Origin of the sequence: Spirillospora sp. NPDC048823 (assembly GCF_043198445.1) — a bacterium.
Taxonomy (GTDB): domain Bacteria; phylum Actinomycetota; class Actinomycetes; order Streptosporangiales; family Streptosporangiaceae; genus Spirillospora.
This window is the reverse complement of the sequence record NZ_JBICUT010000016.1, coordinates 1-15,362: the sequence shown is the minus strand read 5'-3', so window position 1 is coordinate 15,362 and position 15,362 is coordinate 1. Positions and strand designations below refer to the sequence as shown.

Below are 15,362 nucleotides of genomic sequence, written 5' to 3'. Positions count from 1 at the left end.
TGTCACGCGAGGGTGCCGCCGGTGGGACGACGCTGTGCCGCCGGTCGAATGACGTTCAGTCTTCCGGTGGGTGAGGAAGACCACAAGCGGTTTGCGCGCATTGGCGGCCGGCGCGTCGCACGCGCCGGCCGCCGGAAGGGGGGCGGGGGTCAGCCCACGGGCTCCAGCTCCGGCCGGGACGGCGGCGCGGGCGAATCGCCCTCGCGGATGCCGTACCGGCGGTAGAGCCTGGCGAGCGGGCCCGGCGCCCACCAGTTCGCGCGGCCCAGCAGCCGCATCGTCGCGGGCACCAGCAGCGCCCGGACGATCGTCGCGTCCAGCAGGATCGCGATGGCCATCCCGACGCCGGTCATCTTGATGAACGTGATGCCCGAGGTCGCGAAAGCGCCGATCACGACGATGAACAGCACGGCGGCGCTGGTGATGATGGCGCCGGTGCGCTGGACGCCGGCGGCGACCGCCGCGGTGTTGTCGCCGGTCAAGTCGTACTGCTCGCGGACCCGCGACAGCAGGAACACCTCGTAGTCCATCGAGATGCCGAACAGCATGGCCAGCATCAGGATCGGCATCGCCGGGGAGATCGTGCCGGTCGCGGTGAAGTTCAGCAGCCCGGACAGATGCCCGTCCTGGAAGATCAGCACGACCGCGCCGAACGTGGCCGACAGCGACAGGACGTTCATCACGATCGCCTTCAGCGGCAGCAGGAGCGATCCGAACGCCAGGAACAGCAGGGCGAACGTCGCGCCGCCGACGAGCACGGCGAGCCAGGGCAGCGTCGAGCCGATGCTGTCGAGCTGGTCGACGACTCCGGCGGTGGCGCCGCCGACGTGCGACTGCGCACCGGGTGGTGCCGGGACGTCCCTGACGTCCTGGACGAGGTCGCGGGCGGCGCCGGAGTTGGGGTCGGCGTCGTAGCGCAGCGCGATCCGCGTCGTGGTGCCCTCGGCGCCGGTCACCGTCGCGTCCGTGACCCCGGGCAGCGCGGCCAGGCGGTCCCCGTACGCCTGGACCGCGGCCCGGTCGGACGTCCCCGTCACCACGGCCTCGATCGGGCTCGTGGCGTTGCGCGGGAACCGCGTCTCCAGCGTCTCGGCGACGACGCGGGCGTCGGCGCCGTCCGGCATGACCCTCGCGTCCACGCCGCCCCAGTCGATGCGCAGGAACGGGCCGCCGAGCGAGAGGAGAAGCGCCACGGTCGCGACGATGTAGATCAGCGGCCGGCGCATGACGCTGTGCGCCACCCGCCCCCACCAGCCGTCGACGCGGCTCTCGGAAGTCCTCTCCCCGCCGTTCTTTCCGCGCCGCCGGACCGACAGCGCGTTCACCTTCGGGCCGAGCGCGGCCAGCAGCGCGGGCAGCACGGTCAGCGCCCCGACCATGCAGACGACCACGGTCGCGATCCCGCCGTAGCCCATCGACACGAGGAACTTCTGGTCGAACAGCAGCAGCCCGGACAGCGACACCGCGACGGTCACGCCGGAGACCGCGACGGTGCGTCCGGCGGTGGCCATCGTCGCGGCGAGGGCGTCCTCGGCCGTGTGGCCGTCGCGCCGGATCTCCTCCCGGAACCGGCTCACCATGAACAGCCCGTAGTCGATGGCGAGGCCGAGCCCGAGGAACGTGGTGATGTTCACCGCGAAGATCGACACGTCGGTGACGTAGGTGAGGACGTGCAGCGCGGTGAACGAGCCGAGGATGGCGAGGCCGCCGACCAGCAGCGGCAGGCTCGCCGACACCAGCCCGCCGAAGATCAGCACGAGCAGCACCAGCAGCACGGGGATGGCCATGGCCTCGGCGCGCCCGATGTCGGACGAGACGCGCTCGTTGATCGCGGTCTCGGTGGCGACGTCCCCGCCGGCCTTGGCGGTGAGGCCGCCGCCGACCTCGGTGAGGTCGTCCCGGATCGACTCGTAGGCGCCGTCCCTCGCCTCCTGGTCGGCGCCGGCGAGTTCCAGGACGGCGTAGGTGGCGGTGTGGTCGCGGCTGACGAACTGCGGCGACCCGGTCGTCCAGTACGTGGCGGTGGCGGCGACCTTGTCCGCCGGCAACCCGGCCAGCGCCTGCTCGACCGAAGCCCGGAACGCCGGGTCGTCCACGGTCGTCCCGCCCTGGTAGAGGATCACGACGTCCGCCGCGTCCCGTCCGAGGTCGCGTTCGGCGATCTGTGCCGCCTTCGCGCTCTCACTGCCCGGTGTGTCGAATCCGCCGGACGAGGTCAGCGCGCCGAAGACGCCCGTCCCCCACACGCCGGCGAAGACCAGTGCCGCGCCCGCCACCGCGAGGACCCACCGGCGGCGCCTGTGGACCCATCGGCCCCATCGATCGAACATCGTGCTCTCCCCTGTCCAGTGACATCCGTGAGCTTCAGTGAATGCCGTTTACTGCGAACGGCGTTAACATTGCATACGATGTTCGCTTTAGTCAAGGCCGTTTCTGGGGAATCATGCGGGGACGGCCGGACGCGGGCCGACGAGGCCGGCAGGGACCAGAAAGAGGGCGGCGTAGTGGGAACACGGCGTGATCGGCTGCGCGCTGCGACGGTCAAGGAGATCTCCGAGACCGCCCGGCGGATCCTCGTCAAGGAGGGCCCCGAGGCGGTGACGCTCCGGGCGATCGCCCGGGACATGGGGATGACCGCGCCGGCGCTCTACCGCTACTTCGGCAGCCACGGCGAGCTGCTGCGGCACCTCGTCGGCGACCTCTTCACCGAGCTGACGGGCGAACTGCACGCCTCGATGGAGGCCGTCCCGCCCGGCGACCTGAGCCGCAAGCTCCTGGAGGTGTCACGCAGGTTCCGCCGCTGGGCGCTGGCGCACCCCCGCGAGTACGCGCTGCTGTTCGGCGCCCCCGTGCGCGGCGCCGGCCACCGGGAGGAGAGCGACTTCGCCGAGGAGTGCGCCCGCAGATTCGGCTGGACGTTCATGGCCCTGTTCCTGGAGCTGTGGAACAAGAAGCCGTTCCCCATCGCGTCCGACGACGAGATCGACCCCGCCCTGCGCCCGCAACTCGCCCGCTACCGCGACGAGGTCGCCGGCGTCGACCTGCCGCTCGGGGTGATCCAGCAGTTCCTCAAGTGCTGGATCAGGTTGCAGGGCGGCGTCAGCCTCGACGTCTTCGGCCACCTGGAGTTCGCCCTCGACGACGCCGAGCCCATGTTCGAGCTGATGCTCGCCGAGATAGTCCCGTCGCTCGGTCTCACCTACACCCCGCCCGCCCGCGACTGAGCGAACGCCCGCGACTGAGCGGGCGCCCGCGGACCCCGCCACCGACACGCGCCGCGGATTACCATCGACTGGTGATCACATGGCGGCGCGTCACCGAGGACGACTTCCCGCTGCTCGGCCGCTGGCTGCGGCAACCGTACGTGGCGCGCTGGTGGAACCACGACACCTCACCCGAAGGCGTCGCACGCGACTTCGGCGCCTCGGCCCGGGGAGAGGAACCCTCCGAAGACTGGCTGGCACTTGTGGACGGACGCCCGTTCGGCCTGGTCCAACGCTGCCGCCTGGCCGACTACCCCGAATACCTGGACGAACTGGCTCCGGTGGTGACCGTCCCGGAGGGAGCGGCGAGCATCGACTACCTGATCGGCGAACCGGACCTCGTCGGACGCGGCCACGGGACGCGGATGATCCGGGCGATGATCGAGCGGACCTGGCACGACTACCCGGACGCGACCTGCGTGATCGTGCCGGTCGTGGCGGCCAACCGCGCGTCCTGGCGGGCCCTGGAGAAGGCCGGACTGCGACGCGTGGCCGAAGGCGACCTCACCCCGGACAACCCCATCGACGACCCCGCCCACGTCATCTACCGCATCGACAGGGACGATCGCCGGCGTTCATCGGCCGCACCCCTTGAGGCCCAGTCCCCCTAGAAGACCTTTGTTCAAACGCATTGTTCTGCCGCCTGGGTGAACTCGCCGGGGTGCTCGCTGGGCAGGTCGTCCCACCGCAGCTGCCACGTTTGTGTCGAGGCATTGGTCCATGACCCGCCCGGGAGGGTCCGGCGCTGTAGCCCCGTGGCGTGGGCGACCGGCCTCTGCGTCCGGCGGTGTCTCCTGTCCGAAGCACACGGAAGGAGAAGCCTGAACACTGCTGTCCACCAGCCAGCTTATATAGATTTTTGTATAATCAGAGCGTGAGCATGCCATGGCGTATCGAGATCGAACCAGAGGTTCGGCAGTGGTTGGAACTCCTCAGTGACCGGCACTACGACAAGGCTGAACGGGCGGCCGACATGCTCGCATCACAGCCGACCACACTCGGCGAGCCGTACTCGCGGCACCTCGGCGGCAAGGTGCGGGAGTTACGCTTCGTCCTGGACGGCGACTGTGTCCGCATCACCTACTGGCTCGGCCCGCAGCAACGAATCGTGTTGCTTACGGTGTTCCGCAAGACCCGGCAACGCGAAGGAACGGAGATCGAACGGGCCCGACATGCGCAGAAGGTGTGTGAAACCGAGCACGACCCTGCCGAGCACACCTACGACAGGAGCAAGGAGGAAGCGTCGTGAATCACTCGCAGTGGAAGACCCGCCAGACCAAGAGGCTCCTGGGCGAGGAGGTCGAAGAATCCTCTGCCTACGTCGAGGCGGGACACGCCTTGGCGCTCGGCCAGGCCGTCCACGACCGCCGCGTCGCACTCGGCCTCTCCCAGACCGACCTGGCTCACCGCGCGCACATGACCCAGCCCCAGATCTCGAATATCGAAGGCGGTGATTCCGTACCGACCCTGGCCTTGCTCACTCGACTCGCCGGCGCACTCGACGCTTCCTTGACCATCCGGCTCGACAACGGCGACTCCACCTTCGTTTTCACGCCCCACCAAGAGTCTGGCCCCGGAGCGTCGTCCAGACACGGCCGCACCTCCGCCGCATGACCTGGTCCCCGCGGCGCCGGGACTGTTCGGGCATTCACGGCGTGGTTCCGGGGTAGTCGCCCAGGTGAAGAAGCCGAACTCGTCGTTGCGGACGCCGGCGAGGAAGGCTTCCCATTCGGCGCGGGTGTAGAGGATGACTTCGGCGCGGGGACGATGGCCGTGTCGGATGGCTACGCGGTCGGTGCCGTCCGTGGGGGGGCGGGTGATTCGATGTATATAAGTGGTGGTCGGGCACATGGCGCACCTGGACGGTTGTACCGGCGGGGATGTACACCGCCGACCCATCGCAACCGTCCAGGTCGGGAAATGCGAACAGCAGAAGGTGGCCGTCGCGGGGCAATGGGAGGTTCGTCGCCTCCTCGGGCAGGGCCGCGAGATCGATGGTCGCGATGAGGTGCTCGGGGAGGTCCCCGTCCAACGCGGCAACGCGGAGATCGGGCGGAAGCATCACCGGACCTCCGAGGCGGCCCACAGGCGGCCCTTCCGCCTTTGTCGTCAGATTGACGCGCCGGCGGGCCAATTCCAGCCACCGCTCCACGTCCTCGGACGGAATCCCGGATTCGAGCGCCGCGCTGCGGAAGCGGTCCAGCTTCTCCCGAAGTGCCAGGGGCAACGTGCCTGCCGTACTTCTCGCGTTCTCCGCGGTGCCGGGTTCTGTGCTGCGTCCGCCGGATCCGGCCGGTGAACCCTCGGACTTGTCGGGCAAGAGGTGCTCCAATGGGTCGTTCCAGTCGATGCGCTCGCCCCGCCCATCCGACTGGACCGGCGGACACGGGGGCACTCTCGCACATGGATCCGACGATCGCCGGACGGCGGCGCCCATGCCCCACCTGCGGAGCTCCTGACGTCTGGGCGGGGCTGCTACGCCGCAGTTGCCTCGGCGTCGGGCGTGTAGCCGCTGGTGCGCCAGGCTCTATGGCGCGTGTTCGCGCCCGGTTTGTGATCTTGCCGTCATAAGCTCCCCGTGTGACGATGCCACCTGACACTGACGACGTTTCTGAACCCGCGATTCCCGCCCCGCCCACCGAGCTCACCCGGACGAACCGGTTGGCGATCATCGCGCTGGTCACCGGTGCCGCCGGCCTGGTGGCGTTCGCAGTCGGCTTCGCCGTCGCCGCGCTCGTCCAAGCGGGCCGGCGTGGTGAGAAGGGGCGGGGGCTCGCCGTCGCCGCCCTGGCGGTGTCCGGCGTCTGGCTTGTCGCGGCGACGTTTCTACTGATCGCCGCCGGCGGAGACGACGACGAGGAGGCCTCTGCTCGAGAAGTGGAGGGGCCACGGGCTTCGGCCCTGGCGGACGAGGACTGCTTCACCGACTTCCGGCAGGCGGGAACGAAGTTCTTCGCGCGAGCCGTGCCGTGCACGAGTTCTCACCAGGGAGAGGTCGTCGCCAAGCCGGACCTGCCCATCCTTGACTACCCCGGTGATGGGCGGCTGGCCGCAGAGGGGGAGAAGGCGTGCCGGGTTCAGGCGTCGTCGCTGTACGCGGCCGGCCGTGACGACGAGTTCACCTTGGTCGTCGCCCGTCCGGACAAGAAGGCGTGGGACAGCGGCGAGCGGGCCGTGACGTGTCTCCTGCGCTACACCGGAGGGCCGAAGAACTTCCGGCTCCAGGGGGTTTGGCATTCCCTGTCCTTGCTGGTCACGGGCCAGTGTGTTGGAACTTGGAGGGATACGGGTGTGGTGGACGTCGTCGAGTGCACGAAGAAGCACGAGGTCCAGGTTTTCGCGAGGCTCACACTGAAGGGCAAGAAGGCTCCCGACCAGGTGAAGGTCTACGCCCGTTGTGCCGAGCGGGCACGGCGTATCTTCGGTCGGAACCCGCCGGCGCATCTGCTGCTGCGCATCGGTGGGCCCAACCTGCGGGAGTGGGGGAGCGGGGAGAAGTATGCCGTCTGCCTGGTCGCCGACAAGAACGGCCCACTCACCCGCTCAGTGATCCCGAAGTGAGGACGGGTTGGCTGCGGCACTCATCCTGCGGGCCTCGCCCGAGGTTGCGGTGTCAGCCGACCGGCTTGTGGACGGCGGCGGACAGCGGCGTAGGCCGCCGTCTCGGCGGCAAGGTGTGGCACCCGACGTCGGGGCCGGCTGCAGTGCGGCGTGCATGCCAGCGGTCTGGGCGGCGAGCACCTCGATCGCCTCGACGAAACAGCGGTGGGCGGTTGCCTCGATACCCGGTCGTCACCGCCGAGCAGAGCCGTGTCGGTCCGGTCCTGAACCGCCGTAGCACCAGCACCGCCTCTCATAAACAGGTCAGCATCCTGATCGCCTTTACGCACTCAGAGGCTTGTTTGTGACATGGAAAGCTTCCTTGTCCGGATCGGTTTCGATGAGATGCCCTCAGTCAATCGTGGCGTCTTCTGCGGTTGACGGCGGAAAACCTATGTGGTCCGACCTCTGATCGCCCTTTCCGGATGCCCAGTATCCTCCGAAATACAGGACCGCAATTCTGCTCCGCGTGCGCAAGGTCACTGAGTGTTGAGCGGAGGTATCAAGAGCCCAGGGCAGGCGATCAAGCGCTTTGGTATATCCCTTCGAAAACCGTGAGGTAGATCACAAAAGGTAGATCATCAGCTGGTCTTCTCGGCAGCCGGCCGGCGAGTTACCTTTAAGCGGTTAACAACCCTTCACGCCTTGGGATTCACATGGGTCGCGGTGTGGCATGCCGGTCTACATCGGTTTCTCGTTCGTTGTTGTGGCGGCGCCCCGCCTGGTTGGCCCGTGTTCTGGCATTGGTGTTGGTCGCCGGATTCCTGCAGGTTCCGGCCGGGTTAGTGATGCGGGAGCCCGCAGCTCACGCTGATGAGCCGAGAGTCGAGGCGAGCGAGAAGGAGGCTCTTGCCACGGCCAAACAGACCGGTGAAGCGGTGGAGATCGCCTCCCGGCGTGGCGAGACCCGGACTGTACGGGCCCTGCCGAACGGCCGTATCGAGATCGAACAGCGTGTGCAGCCTATTCGTGCACGTCAAGGCGGTGAATGGGTCGATATTGATACCACTTTGCGTCGTTCGGGGGACGTGGTGGTTCCGGGTGCGACGACGGTCGGGCTGAAGTTCTCCGGTGGAGGGAACGGCCCGATGGTGCAGTTGACCCGGGCGGGTCGTACGTTGGCGCTGTCGTGGTCGCAGGCATTGCCCGAGCCGACCCTGGACGGTGACACCGCCGTTTATGAGGGTGTGGCGGGCCCGGATGTGGATTTGCGGTTGCGGGCGCGGGCGGACGGGTTCGCGCATGTGCTGGTGGTCAAGACCGCCGCGGCGGCCACGAATCCGATGGTGGCCGAGTTGGTGATGGCGATGTCGACCACCCGCCTTGCGGTGAGTGAGGAGCCGGGCAGCGGGGTGTTGAAGGCCACCGACCCGGGTTCGGGTGCAGCTGTGTTCGAGGCGCCGTCCCCGAAGATGTGGGACTCCTCCCAGGCAGGGGCGACGTCGCAGTCCCGCGTCCAGGCGGAGGCAGAGCCGACCGAGGAACCGGCGGAGGGTGCCAAGATCGCGCCGATCGATGTGGCCGTCGGGAACGGCAATCTCACTTTGACTCCGGATCAGGGGCTGCTGACGGCGCCGGACACCAGGTTCCCGGTGTACATCGATCCCGTGTGGGCGACGTACAAGGCGTCCAGTTGGGGGATGGTGTCCTCGGGCTGGCCGGACCAGTCGTACTACAAATTCGCCGGAAAGTCGACCGAGGGGATGGGCCGCTGCGAGGTGGCCGATGACCCCAACTGTGTGAAGAACCAGACCAAGCGGCTGTTCTTCCGAATGTCGCTGCCGGCGATCAAGGGCCGCTACATCCAGAACGTGGAGTTCACCGCGTTCGAGACCTACGCCTACAACTGCAGCAATCCGACTTCGGTGCAGTTGTGGCGGACGAACACGTTGCAGTCGTATGCGACGTGGAACAACACCAACAGCTCCTCGGTGTGGGATGAGCATCTGACCTCGCAGGATGTGGCGTACTGCTCCAAGACGCCGGTGGAGTTCGGCGGGTCGAAGCTGCGCGCGCATGTACAGGACGCGGTCAACAAAGGTCACAGCACGATCACGCTCGGGTTGAAAGCCTATAGCGAGTCGGGCATGGCGTGGTGGAAACGGTTCGCTGATGACGCGTATCTGAAGGTGCAGTACAACAACCCGCCTTTGCAGCCCGACACCGACACGATGTACGCCGACCCGGGCACCAAGTGCCTGCCCAGCGGCGAGGCCAAGACGGTCAACGACTTCTCCACCCTGTACGCCTATCTGAGGGATCCTGACGACGAGGACGAAAACAAGGTGCAGGGGCAGTTCACGTTGCACTGGGCGAACAACCCCGACGGGTCGGACTGGGGCGAAAAATGGACGTCGGCGTTGACGGGGCCAAAGGCCACGAACAGCAAGTTCGATGTCGAGGTGCCCTCGACGATTCCGCAGGGCACGAAGATCGGCTGGGGCGTGCGGGCCTGGGACGGTGAGCAGTGGGGCCCGTGGAGCTACGCCGGCGCCCAAACCGGCTGCTACTTCTACTACGACCCCGCGAAGCCCGGGGAGCCGACCATCTCCTCGGCCGACTACCCCCAGGACGGCGCTGCGCACGGTGGTGTGGGCCAGGCCGGGACGTTCACCATCTCCGACCCTGAAGGTGCCGCCGACCGCTTCCAGATCACCCTGAACAGCGAGCCGTTGACGACGGTGACCACCACCGCCGGTGCGGCGCGGCAGGTGCAGATCGCGCCGACCCGCCTGGGCCCCAACATCTTGACGGTGCAGGCGCTGGCGCCTTCCAGCCAGGTGGGTCCGTCCGTGTCCTATGAGTTCCGTGCGAACGCCGGTTCGGCTCCGCTGGCCAGTTTCAAGCTGGACGAACCGGCCGGTGCGACCACGTTGCAGGCGGTGACCCGGTCTGGTGAACCGGCCGTTTCGGCGGCCGTACACGGGGGCGTGACGGCGGGCACCGTCGGCCACGTCGATCAGGCGGTCCAATTGGACGGTTCCACCGGATACGCCGCTACTGACAGCCCGGTCATGGATACGAGCGAGAGTTTCTCGGTGTCGGCGTGGGTCTGGGTGGACGCATCCGATCCGGACAACGACTTCACGGTGCTGTCCGCGGAGGGAAACTACTTCAGCGGGTTCTATCTGAAGTATGTGAAGAGTACGCAGAAGTGGGTGTTCGCCAAGACCGCGTACGACACCAATCAGTCCGGCTGGTACCAGGCCACGTCGGCGCGGCCGGCGCATGCCGGGGCCTGGACGCACCTGGTCGGGGTGTGGGACGCGGTGGCCAAGCGGCTGCGCATCTATGTGAACGGCGAGAAGGGGATCGATAGTCCTGAAGTGACATTGACCTGGAACGCCACCGGCGGTTTGCAGATCGGACGGGCCAAGTACGCCGGTGTTCCGGTCGACTACTGGCCCGGAAAGATCGACGACGTGCACGTCTATGACCGCATCCTGGGCGCCAAGGAAGCCGAGGACATGGTGGCCGAGCATCCCGTGCTCAAGGCTCGGTGGATGCTGAACACCAACGGCCAGGCGGACCCGTTTCCTGAAGATGCCCCCGACCTGCAGTTCCACAACGGTGCGGTCCTTGCGCCGGATGCGGGCTTCGGGTGGGGGACCTCGCCGGCGGGTCTGATGCTGGGCGCCGGCCAGGCGTTCGCCGAGACCCCGGCGCCGCCGGTCTGGACGGACGAGAGTTTCACGATCGCAGGGTGGGTGCGCAACATGGGGCGCCCGCAGCAGCCGGCCACGGTGTTCTCCCAGCCCGGTTCCCAGGCGAATGTGTTCGCGTTGCGGTACGTGCCTGGAGAGGATCCGGTCGAGCAAGGCGGATGGCAGGTCGTGATGCGCAATTCCGATGATGCGGCCGCCACTACGCTGGTCGCTTCTCACTCCCGGTTCCTCATGGGGAATTGGGTTCATGTCGCGGTGGTGTATGACGCGCTGCGGCATCGGGTCAGTCTTTATGTCAACGGGCAACTCGAAGAAACATCCGGCGGGGTATCGCAGGAGGACCAGGTGTTCCCCTTCAAAGCGCAGAACAACGGCGGCCTGCAGGTAGGCCGCAACAAGTTCGGTGCGCCTGACGGCACCGAGTTCTGGCCGGATGCAGTCGACGACGTGTGGGCCTACCAGGCCGCGCTGACCCCACAGCAGGTCGCCGGTCTCGCCGTCGACACGGAACTCCCCACCAAAACCGGACCCTGACCGCACCCGGCCGCCACATATTTCCGGGTGGCGGCCCTTCGGGCGAACCCATCTTGGACTTGATGCATGCCGAGTGTGCCCGTTGAGGGACCCGCTCTGTGGAGGATGTCGTGAAGGCAGGCCGCGTTACGTTCCGTCGTCGGACGCTGGTACTCGAACCGCGGCGGTCGGCCCGTGCCGTCGCGATCGTGACGGCGGTGGCGCTGGCGGCCGGGCTGGTGTCGGTCCCGCCGGCGCTGGCCGACCCGCCGAACTCTGAGCGACCCAAGGTCGAAGACCACGAGCGGGTGGTAGACGGCCGGTCCCTGAAAGCGCGGCCACGGAAAGCCGCCCCGGCCAAGCCTGGCCCGGCGGCCAGGGCGGCGTGGCCCAAGCCCGCTGCGGCCGAGGTGGACGTGCCGTCCGCCTCGGGCCAGGCCCGCAGCAGCAGGGGCTCTGATGGCGACGAAGGCGAAGTGGGCGAGCTCCCGATCGAGATTCTGGCGCCTGGCGGGCGGAAGCGTGCTGCCAGGTCAGTGCCGCCGGCGCAGCGGGTACAGGTGCAGGTCCTGGACCGGCGAACGGCCCGCGGAGCAGGTGTGGACGGGCTGGCGTTCACGGTGGCCCGCACCGATGCCGCCGCGCCGGGGCGAGTGAAGCTTCGGCTGGATTACTCGGAGTTCGTGCAGGCGTTCGGTGGCGCGTACGGCGCCCGGTTGCGGCTGATGGAATTGCCCGCGTGCGCGTTGACGACGCCGAACAAGCCCCAGTGCCGCACCCCGAAGCCGGTGACGGCTACCAACGACGGCGCGGCCAAAACCTTGACCGCCGAGGTCGAGGCCGCCCCGGCCGCCCCCTCGGGATCGGCGGCGGTGACCGCCACGGGGCAGAACGCCACACTGCTGGTCGCGGCAGCCGGATCTGACAGTTCGCAGGGTGATTACGGGGCGACGTCGCTGGAGGCGTCGGCGACCTGGCAGGCTGGCGGGAACAGCGGGGATTTCACCTGGTCGTATCCGATGCGGGTGCCACCTGTGCCTGGCGAGCTGACACCCCAGGTCGCAGTCTCCTACTCCTCGGGCAGTGTGGATGGTCGGACCGCCAACTCCAACGGGCAGCCGTCCTGGCTAGGTGAGGGATTCGATCTGTGGCCGGGATATATCGAGCGGCGCTACAAGTCGTGTAAGGAAGACGGGGCCCCCACAGATGAATGGGGCAACGATCCCGCGGACCAGTGTTGGGGCTATGACAACGCCACCGTCACCTGGGCCGGCAAGGGCGGGGAGCTGATCAAGGCTTCTGACGGCACCTGGCGGATGAAGAATGACGACGGCACCAAATTCGAGAGGCTGACCAGCTCCTCGAACAGCAATGGTGACGACAATGGGGAGTACTGGAAGGTCACCACCACCGACGGGATCCAGTACTTCTTCGGCCTCAACCGACTTCCGGGCTGGGTGAGCGGAAAACCGGAGACTAAATCGACGTGGACCGTCCCGGTGTTCGGTGACGACTCCGGCGAACCGTGTCACGGGTCGTCGTTTGCCGCGTCCTGGTGTCAGCAGGCTTACCGCTGGAACTTGGACTATGTCGTGGACCCGGGCGGGAACGCGATCAACTACACCTACGGCCAGGAGATCAACCACTACGGCCGCAACCTCAAGGCCGCCGACGAGACCCCGTACGTGCGCGGCGGGTACTTGAAGACGATCTCCTACGGGCTGCGCAAGGACGCCCTGTTCGCCAAGGCACCCGCACAGGTCACCTTCACCACCTCCGAACGCTGCATCCCCAACGCGACCTTCGACTGCGACCCGTCCAAGATCGGAACGAACCCGGACAAGTGGTGGGACGTTCCTTGGGACCTGCACTGCGACGCCGGGCAGGAATGCAAGGAAACCCACGGCGCTCTAGCGCCAACGTTCTGGTCCCGCAAACGGCTCACCCAGGTCACTACCCAGATCATTAAGAGCGACGGTTCGGGGTACCGGCCCGTGGATTCGTGGTCGATGAACCACTCCTGGGGGCTGGCTGACGTCGAACGTGACCTGCTGCTGGACGAAATCCAACACACCGGCCACGCTGCCGATGGCACCACGACCATGCTGCCGAAGGTGAAGTTCCAACAAGTCCAACTCGCCAACCGGCTGGACAAGACCGGCGACGACATCCTGCCCTACGTCCGGTACCGGGTCGGCACGATCTCTGATGAGTCCGGTGGACAGATCGACATAGATTACTCCGATCCTGACTGTTCGCTGAGCAACCTCCCGACGCCGGAGACCAACACCACCCGGTGCATGCCGGTGATCTGGACACCCCCGGGTCGGGAGGACCCGATCACCGACTGGTTCCACAAATACGTGGTCAACTCGGTGATCCAGACTGACCGCACCGGACTGTCCCCGGACATGGCCACCAAGTACGAGTACCTGGGTGGCGCGGCCTGGCATTTCGACGACGATGACGGGCTGACCAAGGAGAAGAACAAGACATGGTCGCAGTGGCGCGGCTACGGCCACGTCCGCACCCTCACAGGCTCCTATAACACCCCTTCCACCCAGGCCGACACCTACTACTTGCGGGGTATGGACGGCGACCGTAAGACCAAGGCCGGTGGGACCAAATCGGTGACCGTCTCCGACGGCGAGGGCGGCACCCACACCGACCACAGCGCCCATGCCGGGTTCACCCTCAAGACCGTCCAGTACACCGGGCCGGGCGGCAGCATCCATTCCAAGACGGTCAACACCCCGTGGCGAATCCAGACCGCGTCACGCACCCGCTCCTGGGGAACCACGACGGCGAACGTTACCGCGACCGACACCTCCCGGACCTGGACCGTCAAGGACGGCGGCGGCTGGACCGAGACCAAGACCGACAACACCTTCGAAGACTCCGGCCCCGGCGTCGGCAGAGCCATCGCGGTCAACGACCTGGGCGACACCAGCACGCCCAGCGATGACAAATGCACCCGCACCAGCTACGCCGACAACACCGGCGCCTGGATGGCGAAGTTCCCCTCCCGGCTGGAGACCGTCTCGGTGGCCTGCACCGTCACCCCCGACCGGCCTGCTCAGATCCTCTCCGACGTGCGCACCTACTACGACAACGGTGCCTTCGGCGCCGGCCCGTCCAAGGGCCGTGTCACCAAGGTCGAGAAGCTCGCCGAATACGACGGCGGCGCCCCTCGATACGTCGCACAGACCGCGACGGTCTACGACGACTACGGCAGGACGACCAAGGTCATCGACGCCGCCGGTCAATCCGCCACCACCGCCTACGTCGACACCCAGGGCCTGAACACCCAAATCACCACCACCAGCCCGCCCGCCAAACCCGGCGACTCCTCAACCGCACTGACCGCGGTGCAGCACCTCGACCCCGCATGGGGCGTCCCGATCACCACCATCGACCAGTCCAACTGGGGACAGCGCACGGACTACGCCTACGACCCGCTCGGCCGGCTGACCAAGGTATGGCTGCCCAACCAGTCCAAGGCCAACGACCAAAATCCCAACTACGAGTACGAATACCGCGTCACCGAGAACCAGATCGTCGCCGTCACCACCACAACGCTGACCGCAACCGGCGGACAGCGGCTATCGGGGATCAAACTGCTGGACGGGTGGCTACGCCCCCGCCAAGCCCAGGTGCCCGGCCAGACAGGACGGTTGATCAGCGACACCTTCTACGACAACCGCGGCCAAGTCGTCAAAACCTACGCCCCCTACGCGGCCGAGGGAGCACCCAGCACCGAACTGTTCGGCGTCGGCACACCCGGCCAGGTCGAAACCCAGACCCGCACCGAATACGACGGCCTGGGCCGCAAGACCCTCGAGAAACTCACCACCGGCAACGGCTCCCAACCCGACGCGGAATTGTGGCGCACCACCTACACCTACGGCGGCGGCGACCGCGTCTCGGTCACCCCACCCGCCGGCGCCACCCCAACCGCCCAGATCACCAACGCCCAAGGGCAGGTGATCGAACGCCGCCAGTACAAGGCCGCCACCCCGACCGGCGACTACGACGCCACCCACTACACCTACAGCCCCGCCGGGCTGCTCGCCACGGTCACCGACCCGTCCGGCAACACCTTCACCAGCACCTACGACCTCCTCGGCCGCAAAACCACAACCACCGACCCCGACACCGGCACCATCACCTTCACCTACGACGACCTGGACCGCCTCACCTCGACCACCGACGCCCGCGGCAAGAAGGTCTTCACCGACTACGACGGACTGGGCCGCAAGACCGCCACCCGCGAAGGCGCGGCCGACGGACCCCTCCTAGCGTCCTGGACCTACGACACCGC

The 15,362-nt window shown here is 67.3% G+C and carries 8 protein-coding genes; 7 read left to right on the top strand and 1 reads right to left on the bottom strand.

Annotation, left to right across the window (positions count from 1 at the left end; genetic code table 11):
* Positions 1–149: 149 nt before the first annotated feature.
* Positions 150–2,330, bottom strand: a complete 2,181-nt coding sequence (locus ACGFK0_RS29680; protein WP_392910716.1) for an MMPL family transporter — start codon at positions 2,328–2,330, stop codon at positions 150–152.
* A gap of 174 nt (positions 2,331–2,504) precedes the next feature.
* Between ACGFK0_RS29680 and ACGFK0_RS29675 the strand changes: the two genes are divergently transcribed.
* The 7 genes from ACGFK0_RS29675 to ACGFK0_RS29645 all read left to right on the top strand — a co-directional run.
* A complete protein-coding gene (locus ACGFK0_RS29675; RefSeq protein ID WP_392910714.1) occupies positions 2,505–3,224 on the top strand; it encodes a TetR/AcrR family transcriptional regulator in 720 nt (239 codons plus the stop codon).
* A 71-nt stretch (positions 3,225–3,295) separates the two neighbouring features.
* Complete coding sequence (locus tag ACGFK0_RS29670) at positions 3,296–3,874, top strand: GNAT family N-acetyltransferase (RefSeq protein WP_392910711.1); 579 nt, start codon at positions 3,296–3,298, stop codon at positions 3,872–3,874.
* A gap of 269 nt (positions 3,875–4,143) precedes the next feature.
* Positions 4,144–4,512 carry a type II toxin-antitoxin system RelE/ParE family toxin gene (locus tag ACGFK0_RS29665; RefSeq protein ID WP_392911054.1) on the top strand — a complete coding sequence of 123 codons (369 nt, stop codon included), beginning with the start codon at positions 4,144–4,146 and terminating at the stop codon, positions 4,510–4,512.
* The gene (locus ACGFK0_RS29660) at positions 4,509–4,877 is read left to right on the top strand and encodes a helix-turn-helix domain-containing protein (protein WP_392910708.1); all 369 of its coding nucleotides are present in this window, start codon (positions 4,509–4,511) and stop codon (positions 4,875–4,877) included. Before ACGFK0_RS29665 ends, ACGFK0_RS29660 begins: the two co-directional genes overlap by 4 nt.
* Before the next feature lie 1,047 nt (positions 4,878–5,924).
* Entirely contained in the window at positions 5,925–6,824 is a 900-nt protein-coding gene (locus ACGFK0_RS29655; RefSeq protein ID WP_392910706.1) for a septum formation family protein, read from the top strand.
* A 785-nt stretch (positions 6,825–7,609) separates the two neighbouring features.
* Positions 7,610–11,062: a LamG-like jellyroll fold domain-containing protein gene (locus ACGFK0_RS29650; RefSeq protein WP_392910703.1), complete on the top strand. Its 3,453-nt coding sequence runs from the start codon at positions 7,610–7,612 to the stop codon at positions 11,060–11,062.
* A 98-nt stretch (positions 11,063–11,160) separates the two neighbouring features.
* The coding region (locus tag ACGFK0_RS29645; RefSeq protein ID WP_392910701.1) for an RHS repeat domain-containing protein at positions 11,161–15,362 on the top strand (4,202 nt) is incomplete at its 3' end.

Coding starts and splice junctions, on each gene's coding strand:
- ACGFK0_RS29665 (WP_392911054.1), top strand. CDS start 4,144: ATGCCATGGCGTATCGAGATCGAACCAGAGGTTCGGCAGTGGTTGGAA.
- ACGFK0_RS29680 (WP_392910716.1), bottom strand. CDS start 2,330: ATGTTCGATCGATGGGGCCGATGGGTCCACAGGCGCCGCCGGTGGGTC.